Source organism: Nonomuraea basaltis (assembly GCF_005893125.1).
Lineage (GTDB): Bacteria > Actinomycetota > Actinomycetes > Streptosporangiales > Streptosporangiaceae > Nonomuraea > Nonomuraea basaltis.
Genome location: NZ_VCJS01000043.1, coordinates 56,972 through 72,688, shown reverse-complemented (window position 1 = coordinate 72,688; position 15,717 = coordinate 56,972). Strand labels below are relative to the sequence as shown.

Genomic DNA, 15,717 nt, shown 5'->3' with positions numbered 1-15,717 from the left:
GGGCGGAGGCGTACCTGGGCATCTCGGTGCCGAACTTCCCGAACATGTTCCTGCTGTACGGCCCCAACACGAACCTCGGCCACAACTCGATCATCTTCATGATCGAATGCCAGGTGAACCACATCATGTCGTGCCTGCCCTACCTGTCCTGGCACGGCCCCATCGAGGTGCGGCCCGAGGTCATGGCGGCCTGGAGCAGGCGGCTCGACACGGCGATGGCGCGGATGGTGTGGGGCGGCGGGTGCCAGAGCTGGTACAAAACGGCGGAGGGCCGCGTCACGAACAACTGGCCCGGCCCCACGACGCTCTACCGCAGACTGACGGCCAAGCCGCCGGTCAACGCCTACCGGCCCGTCCCTGCGGGGTAGGCCCGGGCGGGTCAGCCTGCAGGTGGACATGGTGCGGGACGGGTCGGCCCGCAGTCGGACAAGTGATCCAGAAGATCAGACCCAGGACGCATTGGTGCAGGTCGGGCGCACGCGATAACGTCGAAGGCATGACGCTTCCCCTCCACCGGCGCGCCGTCGTGGCCGACACCCACAACGATCTGCTGATGGCCGTCACCGCCCGGCCGCCGGGGCAGTGGGCCTCGTTCTTCCGCGAGAGATGGCTGCCACAGCTCGTCGAGGGCGGCGTCGATCTGCAGGTCCTGCCGGTCTTCATCGACGACCAGTACCTGCCGGAGGGTGCGCTGCGGCAGACGCTGCGCATGATCGAGTGCGCGCACGTGCTCGCCGAGGGCAACGCCGACCACGTCCGGATCTGCCTCGACGCCGCCGGGATCGACCGGGCGCTCGACGAGGGCAGGATCGCGTTGGTGCTCGCGCTGGAGAGCATGCCGGGCATCGACACGAGCGTCGAGCTGATCTCCACCGTGCACCGCCTGGGCGTGCGGGTGGCGTCCATCGCGCACTTCGGCCGCACGCCGCTGGCCGACGGCAGCGGGGAGGACGCCACGGGCAGCGGGCTGACCTCGCACGGCGTCGCCGCCCTGGCGGAGATGGAGCGGCTCGGCATCGTCTTCGACATCTCCCATCTGGGCGCGTCCGGTGTCGAGCACGTGCTGGAGCTGGCCACCAAACCGGTCATGGCCACCCACTCCTCCGCCCGCGCGCTGCGCGACCACCACCGCAACCTCACCGACGAGCAGTTGCGCGGGGTGGCCGCCACCGGAGGCGTGATCTGTGTCAACTTCTTCGCCCCCTTCCTCGCCGACCGGAAGGAGGACATGACGCTCGACCGCCTGCTCGACCACATCGAGCACGTCGCGGCGGTCGCCGGCATCGATCATGTCGGCCTCGGCCCCGACTTCATCCGCGAGGTCATGGACGATCTGACGGCGCCGTGCTGTGAAGGGATCAACACGAGGGGCGTGGACCCGAGGTCCGCGGTGCCCGGCTTGGCGGGGCCGTCGGGGCTGCCCATGGTCACCGAGGGCCTGCTCGGCCGCGGCCTGCCGGAGAAGGACGTCATGAAGATCATCGGAGGGAATGTGCACCGGTTCTTCGGGGAACGGCTGGCCTGATCGGGGGTTCCCCCACCGATCAGGCAGGCTCGCTCCTCAGCCGAACGCGCCGGCGGCCGCGGCTACACGACCGGGCCGAGGGTCCTCTCCATCACGCAACTGTTGGGGAACACGTGGTGGTACGACACCTCCCGCCCGGACCAATGGCCGGTGACGTCGACGTTCACCGGCATATAGATCAACGGGCATGGGCCTGGGTCGACATTCAGATCCTCGATCCACCCGTCGACCTGGCGCAGCACGTCGCACGCCGCGACCGGCCGAGGATGGGCTCCGCCATCCGGGTCGCAGGTGAGGTGCATCGCGTACGCGCCGCCGTCGGCGGGGGTGACGGTGATGTACAGCTCCGCGCCCGAGGCGGCGGCGGTCGCCGGGAGCGTACCGAACGGCGTGGCCAGGACCGCGGCGGCGCAGAGTCCGAGCGCGGCCATCCTGCGAGCGGTGGTCAGCACGAGTGTCATGGGAACCTCCCTGGTCAACGGACGTCCCGGCATGGGACGACGCACCTCAAATGACTACAGTGAGTGATCGGCATGCGACTGGAGGCAGGCAAGCAATCTGCGCGTAATAGTGCAGTTACATAGTGCTATCTATGCTGGTCGGCCTATCGGCTCACCGTGCAGGACAGACAGCTCGTGACGCGATTCCCGGCGCTTGACAGCGTGCACATGGTCGCCGTCGCGGCGGTCCCGGTTACACAACGTCGTGCTCATCGACGCTGTCGGCGGGTGTGCCTACTCCAGCAACTCCCGCGCTGCCGGACAAGTGGTGCGATTTACGGATCGGTGCGAATACGCGGAGGTGGTTAACTGGCTATTCCACGAGCGTTTCAGGTCTCTGTAATGTGACGGCAAGGTAAGCCGAACAAGGAGACCGCATGGCGGAGTTCATCCCGACCGTTCCTGCGCGCGTCCTACCACCCGTCACCGTCCGCGACCTACCCGAACCCCCCCGATCGAAGTGGCGCGTCATCGGCCCAGGCCTGGTCGGCGCCGGGGTGGGGCTGGCTTCGGGGGAATTCATCCTCTGGCCGTACATCGCCTCCCAAGTGGGGCTCGTGTTCGTCTGGGGAGCCGCCATCGGGATCATCACCCAGTGGTTCCTCAACATGGAGATCGAGCGCTACACCCTGGCCACCGGCGAGACCGCGCTGACCGGGTTCAGCCGGATGTGGCGGCACTGGGGACTCTTCTTCGTCCTGATGACGCTCGGCTCGAACCTGTGGCCCGGCTGGGTGACCTCGTCCGCGACCATGGTGACCTACCTGACCGGGTCGGGCGCGGGCGCCGTCCGGTGGATCGCGATCGGCATGCTCTTGGTGATCGCGCTCGGGCTGACGCTGGCGCCGGTGATCTACACGGCGCTGGAACGAGTGATCTTCGTGAAGATCGCCCTGGTGGTGACGCTGATCGTGGTCGCGATCGTGTTCGCGATCACCGCCGACAGCTGGCTGGAGCTCGGCAGGGGGCTGAGCGTCGGGGCCGAGTTCCCGGTGCCTGATCTGGAGTTCGCGGTGCTCATGGGCGCCATCGCGTACGCCGGCGCGGGCGGCGGCCAGAACCTGTGCCAGAGCAACTGGATCCGCGACAAGGGCTTCGGCATGGGCCTGTACGTGCCGCGCCTGGTCAGCCCGGTGACCGGGCAGGAGGAGGCGGCGCCCGCGACCGGCTACCAGTTCGCGCCGACGAAGGAGAACCTGGCGCGGTGGCGGCAGTGGTGGCGGTTCGCGAACGTCGAGCAGGCGTGGACGTTCGTGCTGGTGTCGTTCGTGACGATCGCGCTCATGTCGATGCTGGCGTACTCCACCGTCTTCGGCAGAGAAGGGCTGGCCAACAGCATCGGCTTCCTGAAGGTGGAGGGCGAGGCGCTGCAGAGCACCGTCGGCACGTGGTTCGGGGTGCTGTTCTGGTTGATCGGGGCGCTGGCCCTGTTCGCCTCGGCCATGGGCATCGTCGACTACACCTCGCGGCTGGCCTCCGACATGATCAAGACGGTTTACCTGCGCGACAGGCCCGTGACCGTGGACCGGATCTACTTCCTGACGGTCTGGGCGCTGGTGCTGGTCGGGATCCTGATCCTGCTGCTCGGGTTCGACCAGCCGCTGATCCTGCTGGTGTTCTCGGCGAGCTTCGCGGCCGTGATGATGTTCGTGTACTCGATCCTGCTGATCATCCTGAACCGGCGGGCACTGCCCGAGGCCATCAAGGTGCGCTCCTACCGGCTCGGGGCGCTGATCTGGTCGGTGGCCTTCTTCGGCACGCTGACCGTGCTGACCCTCATCCAGCAGGCGCAGAAGCTGTTCGGCGGAGGATGACCCTCACCCCCGGTGCCCGCCCGGCAGAAGCGGGCGGGCACCTTCCACGGATTCGGCGGCCGTCCGGCGTATCGTGAAAGCATGATCAACGGAGCGCATCTGATCATTTACAGCCGGGACGCGGACGCCGACCGGGCGTTCATCCGTGACGTGCTCGGCTACCCGTACGCCGAGGTGGGCGGCGGCTGGCTGATCTTCAAGCTGCCGCCCGCGGAGGTGGCCGTGCATCCCACGGACGGGGCGGACATCCACGAGCTCTACCTGATGTGCGACGACCTGGAGCGCACGATGGACGAGCTGCGGGCCAAGGGGGTGGAGTTCGCCGCGCCGGTCAGCGACCAGGGGTGGGGGCTGCTCACGGCGATCATGCTGCCCGGGGGCGGGCGGCTGGGGCTGTACGAGCCTCGCCATGAGACGGCGTACGACCTGAGCTGACTTGACCTCAACTCTGCTTGAGGTATGAGACTCGGGCCATGAGAGTTGTCGAGGTGACGAAGTTCGGCGGGCCCGAGGTGCTTCAGGTGGCCGAGGCGCCGGATCCGGTCGCGGGTCCCGGGCAGGTGGTGATCGGCGTGTCGGTGGTGGACGTCATGTCCATCGAGGCGCAGCTGCGGGCCGGGTGGGGGCGCGAATGGTTCCCCGGCGAGCCGCCGTACGTGCCGGGCACCGGGGTGGCCGGGCGCGTGGTGTCGGTGGGCGACGGGGTCGACGCCGGGTGGACAGGGCGGCGGGTGGCCGCGCTGGTGTCCGGCGGTGGGTACGCCGAGCGCGTCGTCGCCGACGTCGAGACCGTGGTCGCGGTGCCCGACGGGGTGCCTTCGTGGCGGGCGGCGGCGCTCGTACAGGTGGGGCCGGCGGCGTTGAGCCTGGTCGGGGCGGCCGAGCTGGAGCCCGGGGCGCGGGTGCTGGTCACCGGGGCCGGTGGGGCGCTGGGGCTGGCGCTCGTACGGCTCGCGCGGGCCGCCGGGGCCCGGGTCACCGCCGCGGCCCACGGCGCGGCCAAGCGGCAGGCCGCCGCCGGCGCGGGCGCCGGCGAAGTGATCGGCTACGCGGACCTGGCGGGCGCGTTCGACGTGGTGTTCGACGGGGTCGGCGGCGATGTCGGCGGGACCGCGTTCCGGCTGGTCAGGACGGGCGGAAGGTTCTTCGCCCACGGAGTGCCCAGCGGTTCGGCGGCGGCGGTGGACCCTGCGGAGGCGGAGCGGCGGGGCGTGCGGGTGATCGGTATGGAACAGGTCCAGTTCGCTCCCGCCGAGTTCAAGCGCCTGGCCGAACAGAGCATGGAGGAGGCGGCGGCGGGCAGGCTGACGACCGTCGTCGGGCTGGCCGTGCCGCTGGAACGGGCCCGGGAGGCGCACGCCGCGCTGGCCGCGCGCGAGCTGGTCGGCAAGGCACTCCTGCTGGTCACCGCGCAGGCCGTGCGCTACCGGACCCACGGCGGCGCGGAGGTGCTGGAGCTGGAGGAGATCCCGATGCCCCGGCCCGGACCCGGCGAGGTGCGGGTGGCGGTCAGAGCGGCCGCGGTGAACCCCCTCGACTGGAAGATCCGCGGCAGCGATCCGGGCACCGAGACCGACGGCCCGCAGGGCACCGGGATCGAGCTGGCGGGCACGATCGACGCGCTCGGCCCGGGGGTCACCGAGTGGCGGCTCGGCCGGCCGGTGTTCGGCCAGGTCGCGACCGGCGCGGCGGCCACCCACGCGATCGCCGAGGCGAGCGCGCTGGCGCCCAAGCCCGACACCCTGTCCTACGAGGAGGCCGCGGCGCTGCCCGTCGCGCTGGGAACGGCCCGCCGCGCGCTGCGCGATCTCGGGCTCCGAAGCGGGCACACGCTGCTGATCCACGCGGTCGCGGGCGGTGTCGGCCTGGCCGCCGCGCAGCTGGCCATCGCCCGTGGGGCCAGGGTCGTCGGCACGGCCAGCGAGCGCCACCACGACTTCCTGCGCGGCCTCGGCGTCCACCCTGTCCCCTACGGCGACGGCCTGGAGGAACGCATCGATGAGCCGATCGACCGAGTGCTGGACGCCTCGGGCCGGGGCGAGCTGGAGCTGTCGGTCAAGCTCGCCGGCGACCCGGACAAGGTGATCACGATCGCGGACCCGGCCGGCGCGGGCCGGCTCGGCGTGCGGTTCTCCTCCGGCGGCGGAGTGCGCGCAGCCGTTCCGGCCGAGGACGGCGTACGGATGCCGATCGCGGAGGTGTTCCCCTTGGAGCGGGCCGCGGACGCGCATCGCCGCAGCGAGGAGGGGCATTTCCGCGGCAAGATCCTCATGAACACGGAAGCTTCCTTGCCGCATTAGCAGGCACACTGTGCCCATGCTGGTAACCTCCGCCCGCCTGCTCAAACTCCTCTCCCTCCTCCAGGCGCACCGGGAATGGTCCGGCCCCGAGCTGTCCACCCGGCTCGGGGTCTCGACCAGGACGATCCGCAACGACATCGAGCGGCTGCGGTCGCTGGGCTACCCGGTGCACGCCACGCCGGGCGTCGCGGGCGGCTACCGGCTGGGCGCGGGGGCCGCGCTGCCGCCGCTGCTGCTCGACGACGAGGAGGCCGTGGCGGTCGCGGTCGGGCTCGGCCGGGCGGCGGGCGGCGGCGTCGAGGGCATCGAGGAGACCTCGGTACGCGCCCTGGCCAAGCTGGAGCAGGTGCTCCCGTCCCGGCTGCGCCGCCGGGTGAACGCGCTCAACGCGTACACCGTGCAGATCCCCGGCAAGGGCCCGTCGGTCCGCCCGGAGGTGCTGACCACGATCGCGAACGCCGCCCGCGACCACGAGCGGCTCCGCTTCGACTACACCGGCCACGAGGGCGAGACGACCGTCCGAGACGTCGAACCGCACCGCCTGGTGCACCGGCACAGCCGCTGGTACCTCGTGGGATATGACGTCGAGCGGCAGGACTGGCGGACGTTCCGGGTGGACCGGGTGCGCCCGCGCACGCCGGGCGGCCCGCGGTTCACCCCGCGCGAGCTGCCGGAGAACGGCGACGTGGCGGCGTACGTGGAGAAGGGCGTCAACACGGCGATGTGGCGCTACCGGGCCACGGTGCTGCTGCACGCCCCGGCCGGCCAGATGACCGCGCTGCCGCTCGGGCTGGAGGTGGAGCCGGTCGACGACGCCACCTGCCTGGTCAAGCTGGGCGGCGACGACCTGAACGGCATGGCGGTGTGGATCGGGTTCATCGGCGTGGACTTCGAGGTGCTCGACCCGCCGGAGCTGGCCGAGCACGTGCTGCGGCTGTCGGAGCGCTACCGCCGCGCCGTCACCGGTCAATAGGCCGTCAGCGGCCGGTAAGGGGCCGGTCAGCGCGCGGCCGCAGGCTCGGTGGCATGCAGAACATGACACGCGTGGCGGGCGGCAAGGACGACTTCCAGCTCGTGCACCACCTCACGCTCACCGGCGGCCAGTTCGAGATCGGCAAGGCGCTCGCCGAGGAGGCGCGCAGGCTCGGCTGGTCCCCCATGCCGGTCGATCCGGTCGTGAGCCGGGCCCGCCGGAGCTGGTTCGAGCGGCACTGGCCGCAGCACCACGCCCGCATGGACGGCGCGGCGGCGGCCCTCGGCCTCGATCCCGACCAGGACGAGCTGGCCCTGGACGGCCTGAGCTACATCCCCGAGGGCTCGGGCTGCTCGGCCCTGTGGATCCCGCCGTCGGCGGCCACGGACGGCCATGGCCGGGTGGGCCGCAATTACGACTTCTTCCCTGCGACCACCAGCGAGATCATGGGCGGCGCCGCGCGACCCGGCGAGCTGCCTATGGCCTCGCGCCCGTACGTGATCACGACGGTGCCCGACGAAGGCCTGTCCTCGACCGTGATCACCATGAACGAACTCGACGGCTGCATGGACGGCATCAACTCGGCAGGGCTGGCGGTCATGCTGCTGGTCGCCGACTTCGAGACCGCCGCGCCGCCGGAGAGCGCCACGCCGCAGGTCGGGCTGGCCAGCGTGCAGCTGCCCAGGTTCCTCGTCGACACCTGCGAGAACGTGGACCAGGCCAAGCAGGCGCTGCTGGGCGCCAAGCACTACGACTACGGCATCCCGCTGCACTACCTGGTGGCCGACGCGCACGGACAGGCGTTCGTGTGGGAGCGCGGCAGGGACGGCAGCGAGCACATCGTCGAGTTCGGCGACGGCCCGCTCTGCGTCACCAACCACCTGCTGCACCGCAACCCGGACCCGATGAACCTGCCCGCGGACAGCGAACACAGCTTCGGCACCTTCCACCGGCTGCGCACGCTGTACGAGCGCAGCAAGGGCGCCGCCCTGTCACACCAGGACCTGCGCGACAGCCTGACCGCGGTCGAGCAGGCCGAGGACCCCGCCGTGCCGTTCCGCACGCTGTGGAGCACCGTCTTCGACACCGCCGACCGTACCCTGTCGACCCGTTTCTACCTGGGCGACGGCCGGCGCTACAGCGAGGAGCTGGTGTTTCACAGCTCCGCGAGGTAGGTCTCGCGGACCTTCGAGCGCGACAACTTGCCCGTGGGGGTGCGCGGGAGCCGGGAGCGGTATTCGACCACCTTCGGATGCTTGAACTTGGCGATGCGCGGCCCGCAGTGCTCCAGCAGCTCGGCGGTGAGCTCGGGCCCCGGCTCGATCCCCTCTGCGGGCTGCACGAGCGCGACCACATTGTGGCCCCACTCCTCGTCCGGCACCCCGATGACGGCCACGTCGGCCACCGCGGGGTGCTCGAGCAGGGCGGCCTCGATCTCGGCGGGGTAGATGTTCACCCCGCCGGAGACGATCAGGTCGGTACGCCGGTCACACAGGAACAGGTAGCCGTCCTCGTCCAGGAACCCGATGTCGCCCGGCGCGTACCACTCCCCCCGCATGCTGGCGGCCGTCTTCGCCGGGTCCTTGCGGTACTCGAACGACCCGAGGCTGGACTTGACGTAGATCAGGCCGGGCTCGCGGGGCGGCAGCTCCATGCCCGCCTCATCGAGGATCTTGGCCTCGAACGTGGGCGCGGGCCGGCCCACGGTGCCCGGCCTGGCCAGCCACTCGTGCGGCTTGACCGCGAACGCGATCGCCGACTCGGTCGAGCCGTAGTACTCGTAGAGCACCGGCCCCCACCAGTCCATGATCTGCTGCTTGACCGCGACCGGGCAGGCGGCGGCGGTGTGGATCACCTGGCGCAGGCTGGAGACGTCGAACTTGCCGCGGACGTCCTCCGGCAGTTGCAGCATGCGGTGGAACATGGTCGGCACCATCATCGCGTTGGACACGCGGTAGCGCTCGACGAGCTCCAGAATGTTCACCGGTTCGAACCTGGGCGTGATCACCACGGTGTGCCCGAGGTGCAGCGCGAACTGGGTGTGCGCGCACGGCGCCGAGTGGTACATCGGTGAGGTCACCAGGTGGACCTCGTCGCCCGGCCGCAGGTCCACGACCTCGCCGAGGAACCACGTGTACAGCGGCACGAGCCCCTCGGGCGCGGCGCCCGGCAGCGGCCGCTGCACGCCCTTGGGGAAGCCGGTGGTGCCGGAGGTGTACCACATGACCGCCCCGGCCGTGCGGTCCTCGGGCGCGTCCGCCGGCTGCCCCTCGGCCAGCCTGTCCGTGCCGATCTCCGCGCCGGGCCGGGCGTAGTCGGGGCCGGTGACGACGATCTTGGCGTCGCAGTCGTCCAGGATGTACGCCACTTCGGGGTCGGTCAGGTGCCAGTTGATCGGCACGTAGTAGAGGCCGATCTGCCCGGTCGCCATGATCATGACGACCGCGTCGATCCCGTTGGGCAGCACGCCGGCCACCACGTCGCCCGTGGTGAGCCCGCGGGCCCTGAGCCCGTGCGAGACCTGGTTGACCCGGGCGAGCAGCCGGCCGTACGTGGTCTCCGCGCCGTCGGTGTCGATCACGGCGAGGCGGTCGGGGTCGGCGGCGGCGATGGCGTAGAAACCGGGCAACTCGCTGACGTCCATCACAGCTCCAGCAGGTGTGCGAGGCGGGCGCGGTGGATCCGGGGCGGGCCCAGCAGCACCTCGTCCGCCTTGGCCCTCTTGTAGTACAAGTGCGCGTCGTGCTCCCAGGTGAAGCCGATGCCGCCGTGCAGCAGCAGGTGGTCGCGGGCCACCTCGAAGCAGGCACGACCGACGTACGCCTGGGCGAGCGCGGCGGCGCCGGGCAGCTCGTCCGGCGACTCGTCGGCGGCCCAGGCCGCGTACCTGACGATGGACTCGGCCTGTTCGAGCTTGCAGTGCATGTCGGCAAGCTTGTGCTTGACGCCCTGATAAGAGCCGATATAGCGGCCGAAGGCGACGCGGATCTTGGCGTAGGCGACGATGGCGTCCAGCGCCGCCCGCATCACGCCGAGCTGCTCGGCCGCCAGCGCCACGCACAGCCGGTCCCCGATGCCGCTCTCCGGCGGCGGCCCGAGCACCTTGCCCGGCGCGCCCTCCATGACCACCCGCGCCTGGCCGCGCGTGAGGTCGAGGGTCTCCAGCGCGGTCCTGGTGACGCCGGGCGCGGTCAGCTCGACGGCGACCATGACGACGCCGTCGCCGGTCCGCGCCGGCACCACCAGCACGTCGGCCTCCATGCCGCTGAGCACCTGCGTCAGCGTCCCGTGCACGGCCGAGCCGTCGTAGGCGACCTCATCCTGCGCGAGTGTGGCCGCGATCCGGCCTTCGGCGATGCCGGCCAGCAGCTCCTTGTCGGGCACCTTGGTGACGGCGATCGCGGCGAACGCGGTGGCCAGGAACGGTCCCGGCAGCAGGGCCGCGCCCGTCTCCTCCAGCGCGACCGCCAGCTCGGCCAGGCCCGCGCCCGCGCCGCCGTACTCCTCGGGGACGATCAGGCCCGACAGGCCCAGCTCGCCGTTCAGCCGGGCGTACACCTGAGGGTCGTAGCCGTCGCGGACCTTGGGGAGGGGCGAGGCCGTGCGCAGGAAGGACCGTACGGACTCGCGTAGCTGCTGCTGCTCCTGGCTGAGTACGAGCTTCACCCCTGCGTCCCCACCTTCAGGTCCTTGAACGGCACGTTCTTGTCCACGCGGGGCTCGGGCGGCAGGCCGAGCACGCGGTCGCCCACGATGTTGCGCATGATCTCGTTGGTGCCGCCGCCCAGCGCCATGCCCGGGGCCAGCGAGATCGCCTGGGCGAGGGGATGGCCGGCCAGCACCGACTCGGGGCCGACGAGCTGCGTGGCCAGGTCCGCCTGGAACAGCGTCAGCTCGGCCAGCAGCAGCTTCGCCGCGCTCCCCCGCGCGCCGGGGAAGATCCCGGCCCTGGCCTCCTGGGCGAGGCGCTGGTTGAACAGCGCGAGCGCGCGGCTGCGGATGTGCAGCTCGACGAGCTGGTCGCGGACCAGCGGGTCACTGGTGTCGACCGCCCGGCGCAGCGCCTCCAGCGAGGCCGGATTGTCCTTCTGCCCGCCCATGCCCACGCCCGCCGAGATGGACAGCCGCTCGTGCAGCAGCGTCGTGACGGCCACGCTCCAGCCGTCGTCGACCTCGCCCACGCGGTGCTCGTCGGGGATCGTGACGTCGTCGAGGAAGATCTCGTTGAAGTTGGCCTTGCCGGACATGTCCCTGAGCGGCCTGACCGTCACGCCCGGATGGTGCATGTCCACCACGAACATGGTCAGCCCCTTGTGCTTGGGCACCTCCACCTCGGTGCGGGCCAGCAGCAGGCCCCAGTCGGCGTGGTGGGCGACCGAGGTCCACACCTTCTGCCCGTTGACGACCCAGTGGTCACCGTCGCGCACGGCCCTGGTCTGCAGGCTGGCCACGTCGCTGCCCGCGCCCGGCTCGGAGAACAGCTGGCACCAGATCTCCTCGCCGCGCAGCAGCGGCCTGACGAAGCGCTCGCGCTGCTCGTCGGTGCCCCGGTCGACCAGCGTCGGGCCGGTCATGCCGAGGCCGATGGAGAAGACGTACATGGGAAGCGAGAAGTCGCGGGCCTCGGCGGCGAACGCGTGCTCCTCCGCCTCCGTCAGCCCCTGGCCGCCCCACCGCTTCGGCCACGTGATGCCGGAGTAGCCGGCGTCGTAGAGCTTGGCCATGAACTCCTTGGCCCGGGTGATGCCGTCCGCCGCGGGGTGGTCGTCCGATGGAGCGTTCTCCTCGAGCCAGGCCCTGGCCGCGCGCCGATACTCAGCAAGGTCCACATCGTCTCCTTGGTATCAGTGCCCACTTACTCTAGCCAGGCCGCCGCACGACGCATAGAGCATTGCTCTGCCTGGCCGGCGCCACCGGACACCGGGGCCCGGTTTCATGCCGCGGATGCCGGTCAGAAAGGACTGATGGCGCGGCAGAACGGGTACTGAAAGGTTTTCGGCCCTGATCGAGAGTGCATTAGATGCCATCGTTACCATGATCACTAAGAGTGTCCACACACGAGGAGCGCCGAGACAGTCTCCAGGTGATCGGTGTCCGGTTTGTTCTACAAGTAGCCAGAGCAGAAGTTAACCAGTTCGAAGAGAGTTACCCGTTGTGACAACAGGTTTCAGCCGATTACGGCGTGAGGATCTACTCAAGACCGCCTGCGAGGTGATCGCGGACCAGGGGTTCGGCCACACCAGGACGATCGACATAGCCAGAGCCGCCGGAGTCAGCCAAGCCCTCCTCTTCTACCACTTCGAGAACAAGGAACGGCTGTTCGCGCAGGCCTTCACCTACGCGGCGCGCCTGCACATGGACGCCCTCGGCGATATCGAGCGGTCCACGGGCACGCCGATGGAACGGCTGCGCAGCCTGCTCAGGCTCTGCTCGCCGGCGATCCCCAGCGAGGGCTGGCGGCTGTGGATCGACGCGTGGGCGGAGGCCATGCGCAGCTCCGAACTGGAGGACATCTCGCGGCGGATCGACACGCAGGGCCGGCTGCTGCTGCGCGCGATCATCGAGGCCGGTACGGAGTGCGGCGAGTTCGACTGCGCCGATCCCGACTCGGCGGCTTGGCGGATCTTCGCGCTCATCGACGGGCTCGCGGTCCAGACGCACGTGCATCCCAAGGCGCTGTCGCGGCGCCGGGCCAACGTGCTCATCCGCACCGCGGCGGCCAACGAGCTCGGGGTGTCCGTCGAAAAGCTGTGATTCCCGCCCTTTCCGAGTTATTGGACTCTTCGTACAATTACTTGGCGAGGAGAGGAGTCAACGCGATGTCATCCCCACCCAGCTCCACCGCCGCCAGGGAACATGACGAGCAGGTCGCGAGCCGCAGCGCCTACGAAGCGGTCATCGAACGCCTCTCGAAGGCGTCGGTCGACAAGCACTGGGAGCCGTACCGGGACATCCCGTGGGACGACCCGGAGTTCCACGTGGACCCGGCGGACCCGCGCTGGGAGCTGCCCGAGGTGGACAAACTGGGCGGCCACCCGTGGTACCGCAGCCGCTCTCCCGAGGTGCGCGCGGCGATCGGGCTGTGGCGGGTGGCCACCGCCATGAAGATCGGGCTGCAGTTCGAGAACCTGCTCAAGCGCGGCCTGCTCAACTACGCCTACCGGCTGCCTAACGGGGCGCCGGAGTTCCGGTACGTGTACCACGAGACCATCGAAGAGGGGCATCACGGGATGATGTTCCAGGAGTTCGTGAACCGTACCGGGCTGGCGATCCGCGGCATGCCGCGGCCGCTGTCGGTGATGGCGCAGGTGGCGCCGTGGATCCCGCTGATCTCGACCGAGCTGTTCTTCGTGTTCGTGCTGGGCGGCGAGGACCCGATCGACCACGTGCAGCGCAAGGTGCTCAAGGACGGGCGGGTGCACCACCCGCTGGAAGAGACGATCATGCGGATCCACATCGCGGAGGAGGCCAGGCACATCTCGTTCGCCCGGCACTACCTGCGCAACCGGGTGCCCAGGATGCCCGCGTACCGGCGGCTCATGCTGGGCCTCGCCGCGCCGGTCATCCTCGGCGTGATGGCCCGCATCATGCTGGCGCCTCCCGGGCCGATGATCAGGCACTTCCGGATCCCGCCGAGCGTGGTCGCCGAGGTCTACCTGCGCAACCCGGCCGCCAAGCAGGAGATCCGCGACTCGGTGGGCAAGACGCGCGAGCTGTGTGCCGAGCTCGGGCTGATCAACGCGGTTACCCGGCGGATCTGGCGGGCCATGGGCATCTGGGCGGAGCCGCGCTCCTGATCAGCCGGCAGCTCGCGCAGCATCGTGGAGTCGCCCCGCAACCAGCGGATGTTCGGCGCGCCCGCCGGCACTCAGGTCGGAGAGCGAGTGGCGGATGGGACCATATACAGGTTCGGGACAGATTCTACGGAGGGCTTGGAGCTTTGAGGCGGCTATTCACGGTCTTGCTGCTCGCCTGCGCCGCGGTGGGCATCGGCCCGCCTCCTCCGGCTCAGGCGCACAACGTGCTGATCAGCAGCGATCCCGCGGACGGGGCCGTGCTGGGGGCCTCGCCGGGACGGGTGACGCTGGTCTTCGACCAGGCGGTGCGGCAGGGGTACGCACAGGTGGGCGTGACGGGGGCGGACGGGTCCGCGTGGGCCGACGGGAGCGCGGTCGTGGCCGCCGAGCGGGTGTCGGTGAAGGTCAAGCCGTTGCCGGCCGGAGGGTCGTACATGGTGGGATACCGGATCCTGTCGGCCGACGGGCACCCGGTGACCGGCAAGATCTCCTTCAGCCTGTCCGCGGATGCGACCGGGGCCGGTGCCGAGGTCGGGGCCGGTCAGGCGGCGCAGGGCTCCGACGCCGAGGCGGCGGAGGCGGCGGCGAACGGCGGGGCGGGGATGGCCGTGGTGTGGATCGTGGGCGCCCTGCTCCTGCTGGCCGCCGGCACGGCGGTGGCCCTCCGCCGCTCACCCACCACTCCCGCCACGGGCCCGGCCGGTGACCATGTGGCGGAGGCACCTGCGGATGCCGTACAGGGGTCGAGGGCTGAGGGGACGCGCGCGTGACCGTCACCGCTCCTCCCCTGCCCCGCCGGCGCGTCGGCGGGCGGCTCGTGGTCGGCGCGTTCGGTGTGTGCGCGGTCGTCTCGGCCGTGGCCGCGAGCTCGTTCACCGCCCAGGAGTCGGTGCCCGGCATCCCCATGCCGGGCCTGGTGGTGGCGGCCGGGCTGCCGATCGTGCGGGTGCTGCTCGACGTGGCCGCCGTGGCCGTGGTCGGGCTGAGCCTGCTGCCCAAGCTGCTCGGGTTCGACGATCCGGAGCGGACCGAGCCGGTCCTGCTGAGGGTGCGGCCGCTGGCCGTGATCGCCGCCTGGGCATGGGCGATCTGCGCGCTGCTCACCATCGTGTTCCAGACGGCCGAGCTGAACCCCGGCAGCGTGCCGACGTTCGGGATGATCGCCGCATACGTGGGGAATGTCGGCACGGGTCAGGGGCTGCTGTTCAGCGCGGCGTGCGCGCTGGCGGCGGCGGGCATCGGGCTGATGGCGGTGCGGTTCGGCGAGAAGGTGCCGGCCGAGCTGCGGGTGATCGTGGCCTTGTTCGGGCTGCTGCCCATCCCGGTCACCGGCCACGCCGTGAACTCGGTCTGGCACGACCCCATCATGGTCGCGATGGAGATCCACGTGATGGGCTCGGCGGCGTGGGCGGGCGGGCTGGTGGCGACGGCCGTGTTCGTGGCGCCGCACAAGGACCTGCTGGCCGTGGCGCTGCCGAAGTTCTCCAGGATGGCCACGGTCTGCCTGCTCCTGGTGTGCCTGTCGGGCCTGATCACCGGGCTGGGCACGATGGCGCTGACCCCGGGAGTGACGCTGCCCGACGCGATCGTGACCAGCCCCTACGGATTGCTGGTCGTGGTCAAGACGGCGCTGGTGGCGCTGCTGGTGCCGCTGGCCGCGCACATCCGCTTCCGCCTGCTGCCCGCCGTACGCCGGGGCCGGGCCACCGCCCTGGTGGGATGGGCGGCGGCCGAGGTGTCCGTGATGGGCCTGGCCTACGGGGTGGCGGTGGCGATCACGCGGGCCTCCATCGGCTGAGGCCGTCGAT

General features: G+C 70.6%; 14 protein-coding genes and 2 pseudogenes. 12 read left to right on the top strand and 4 right to left on the bottom strand.

All coding sequences use genetic code 11. The features are described 5' to 3' along the window. Together EJK15_RS21735 and EJK15_RS21730 are read left to right on the top strand one after the other, a co-directional pair. A pseudogene (locus tag EJK15_RS21735) lies at nt 1–368 on the top strand (4-hydroxyacetophenone monooxygenase); the annotation flags it as partial. A gap of 128 nt (nt 369–496) precedes the next feature. Continuing rightward, nucleotides 497–1,525 carry a dipeptidase gene (locus tag EJK15_RS21730; protein WP_138712288.1) on the top strand — a complete coding sequence of 343 codons (1,029 nt, stop codon included), beginning with the start codon at nt 497–499 and terminating at the stop codon, nt 1,523–1,525. 62 nt (nt 1,526–1,587) lie between these two features. Here the strand turns inward: EJK15_RS21730 and EJK15_RS21725 are convergent, their stop codons facing one another. Continuing rightward, nucleotides 1,588–1,986, bottom strand: coding sequence for an SSI family serine proteinase inhibitor (locus tag EJK15_RS21725; protein WP_171074450.1), 399 nt, complete (start codon nt 1,984–1,986; stop codon nt 1,588–1,590). A 416-nt stretch (nt 1,987–2,402) separates the two neighbouring features. Here EJK15_RS21725 and EJK15_RS21720 point away from each other — a divergent pair, with 416 nt between their 5' ends. The 6 genes and pseudogenes from EJK15_RS21720 (at nt 2,403) to EJK15_RS21695 (ending at nt 8,287) form a co-directional block, all read left to right on the top strand. Next, on the top strand, nt 2,403–3,839 hold the full coding sequence (locus EJK15_RS21720; protein WP_138712286.1) for an Nramp family divalent metal transporter: 1,437 nt from the start codon (nt 2,403–2,405) through the stop codon (nt 3,837–3,839). An 81-nt stretch (nt 3,840–3,920) separates the two neighbouring features. Next, nucleotides 3,921–4,274 (top strand): VOC family protein, encoded by a 354-nt coding sequence (locus EJK15_RS21715; RefSeq protein WP_138712285.1) that lies wholly within the window; start codon nt 3,921–3,923, stop codon nt 4,272–4,274. A gap of 38 nt (nt 4,275–4,312) precedes the next feature. Beyond that, nucleotides 4,313–5,224 (top strand): annotated as a pseudogene (locus EJK15_RS77650) (zinc-binding dehydrogenase); the annotation flags it as partial. Nucleotides 5,225–5,239: 15 nt separating this feature from the next. Continuing rightward, complete coding sequence (locus EJK15_RS77645; RefSeq protein WP_420847080.1) at nt 5,240–6,139, top strand: NADP-dependent oxidoreductase; 900 nt, start codon at nt 5,240–5,242, stop codon at nt 6,137–6,139. Nucleotides 6,140–6,155: 16 nt separating this feature from the next. Beyond that, entirely contained in the window at nt 6,156–7,112 is a 957-nt protein-coding gene (locus EJK15_RS21700; RefSeq protein ID WP_138712284.1) for a helix-turn-helix transcriptional regulator, read from the top strand. A 53-nt stretch (nt 7,113–7,165) separates the two neighbouring features. Further along, the gene (locus EJK15_RS21695) at nt 7,166–8,287 is read left to right on the top strand and encodes a C45 family autoproteolytic acyltransferase/hydrolase (RefSeq protein ID WP_206061023.1); all 1,122 of its coding nucleotides are present in this window, start codon (nt 7,166–7,168) and stop codon (nt 8,285–8,287) included. Here the strand turns inward: EJK15_RS21695 and EJK15_RS21690 are convergent. From EJK15_RS21690 to EJK15_RS21680, 3 genes are read right to left on the bottom strand one after another with little or no spacing between them, the layout of a single operon-like run. Further along, a complete protein-coding gene (locus tag EJK15_RS21690) occupies nt 8,269–9,756 on the bottom strand; it encodes an AMP-binding protein (protein WP_138712283.1) in 1,488 nt (495 codons plus the stop codon). The genes EJK15_RS21695 and EJK15_RS21690 overlap by 19 nt on opposite strands. Continuing rightward, entirely contained in the window at nt 9,756–10,778 is a 1,023-nt protein-coding gene (locus tag EJK15_RS21685) for an acyl-CoA dehydrogenase family protein (RefSeq protein WP_138712282.1), read from the bottom strand. The genes EJK15_RS21690 and EJK15_RS21685 overlap by 1 nt, the downstream gene beginning before the upstream one ends. Then, nucleotides 10,775–11,941 (bottom strand): acyl-CoA dehydrogenase family protein, encoded by a 1,167-nt coding sequence (locus EJK15_RS21680; RefSeq protein ID WP_138712281.1) that lies wholly within the window; start codon nt 11,939–11,941, stop codon nt 10,775–10,777. Before EJK15_RS21680 ends, EJK15_RS21685 begins: the two co-directional genes overlap by 4 nt. Nucleotides 11,942–12,266: 325 nt before the next feature. Here EJK15_RS21680 and EJK15_RS21675 point away from each other — a divergent pair, with 325 nt between their 5' ends. The 4 genes from EJK15_RS21675 (at nt 12,267) to EJK15_RS21660 (ending at nt 15,707) form a co-directional block, all read left to right on the top strand. Continuing rightward, the gene (locus EJK15_RS21675) at nt 12,267–12,866 is read left to right on the top strand and encodes a TetR/AcrR family transcriptional regulator (RefSeq protein WP_138712280.1); all 600 of its coding nucleotides are present in this window, start codon (nt 12,267–12,269) and stop codon (nt 12,864–12,866) included. 65 nt (nt 12,867–12,931) lie between these two features. Next, entirely contained in the window at nt 12,932–13,909 is a 978-nt protein-coding gene (locus tag EJK15_RS21670) for an AurF N-oxygenase family protein (protein WP_138712279.1), read from the top strand. 143 nt (nt 13,910–14,052) lie between these two features. Then, entirely contained in the window at nt 14,053–14,679 is a 627-nt protein-coding gene (locus tag EJK15_RS21665; RefSeq protein WP_138712278.1) for a copper resistance CopC family protein, read from the top strand. Then, nucleotides 14,676–15,707 carry a copper resistance D family protein gene (locus EJK15_RS21660; protein WP_138712277.1) on the top strand — a complete coding sequence of 344 codons (1,032 nt, stop codon included), beginning with the start codon at nt 14,676–14,678 and terminating at the stop codon, nt 15,705–15,707. The genes EJK15_RS21665 and EJK15_RS21660 overlap by 4 nt, the downstream gene beginning before the upstream one ends. Nucleotides 15,708–15,717 lie beyond the last annotated feature (10 nt).

What these genes read in the sequence shown, in the direction of transcription:
- EJK15_RS21730 (WP_138712288.1), top strand. Translation starts at nt 497, where the DNA reads ATGACGCTTCCCCTCCACCGGCGCGCCGTCGTGGCCGACACCCACAAC.
- EJK15_RS21725 (WP_171074450.1), bottom strand. Translation starts at nt 1,986, where the DNA reads ATGACACTCGTGCTGACCACCGCTCGCAGGATGGCCGCGCTCGGACTC.
- EJK15_RS21720 (WP_138712286.1), top strand. Translation starts at nt 2,403, where the DNA reads ATGGCGGAGTTCATCCCGACCGTTCCTGCGCGCGTCCTACCACCCGTC.
- EJK15_RS21715 (WP_138712285.1), top strand. Translation starts at nt 3,921, where the DNA reads ATGATCAACGGAGCGCATCTGATCATTTACAGCCGGGACGCGGACGCC.
- EJK15_RS21700 (WP_138712284.1), top strand. Translation starts at nt 6,156, where the DNA reads ATGCTGGTAACCTCCGCCCGCCTGCTCAAACTCCTCTCCCTCCTCCAG.
- EJK15_RS21695 (WP_206061023.1), top strand. Translation starts at nt 7,166, where the DNA reads ATGCAGAACATGACACGCGTGGCGGGCGGCAAGGACGACTTCCAGCTC.
- EJK15_RS21690 (WP_138712283.1), bottom strand. Translation starts at nt 9,756, where the DNA reads ATGGACGTCAGCGAGTTGCCCGGTTTCTACGCCATCGCCGCCGCCGAC.
- EJK15_RS21670 (WP_138712279.1), top strand. Translation starts at nt 12,932, where the DNA reads ATGTCATCCCCACCCAGCTCCACCGCCGCCAGGGAACATGACGAGCAG.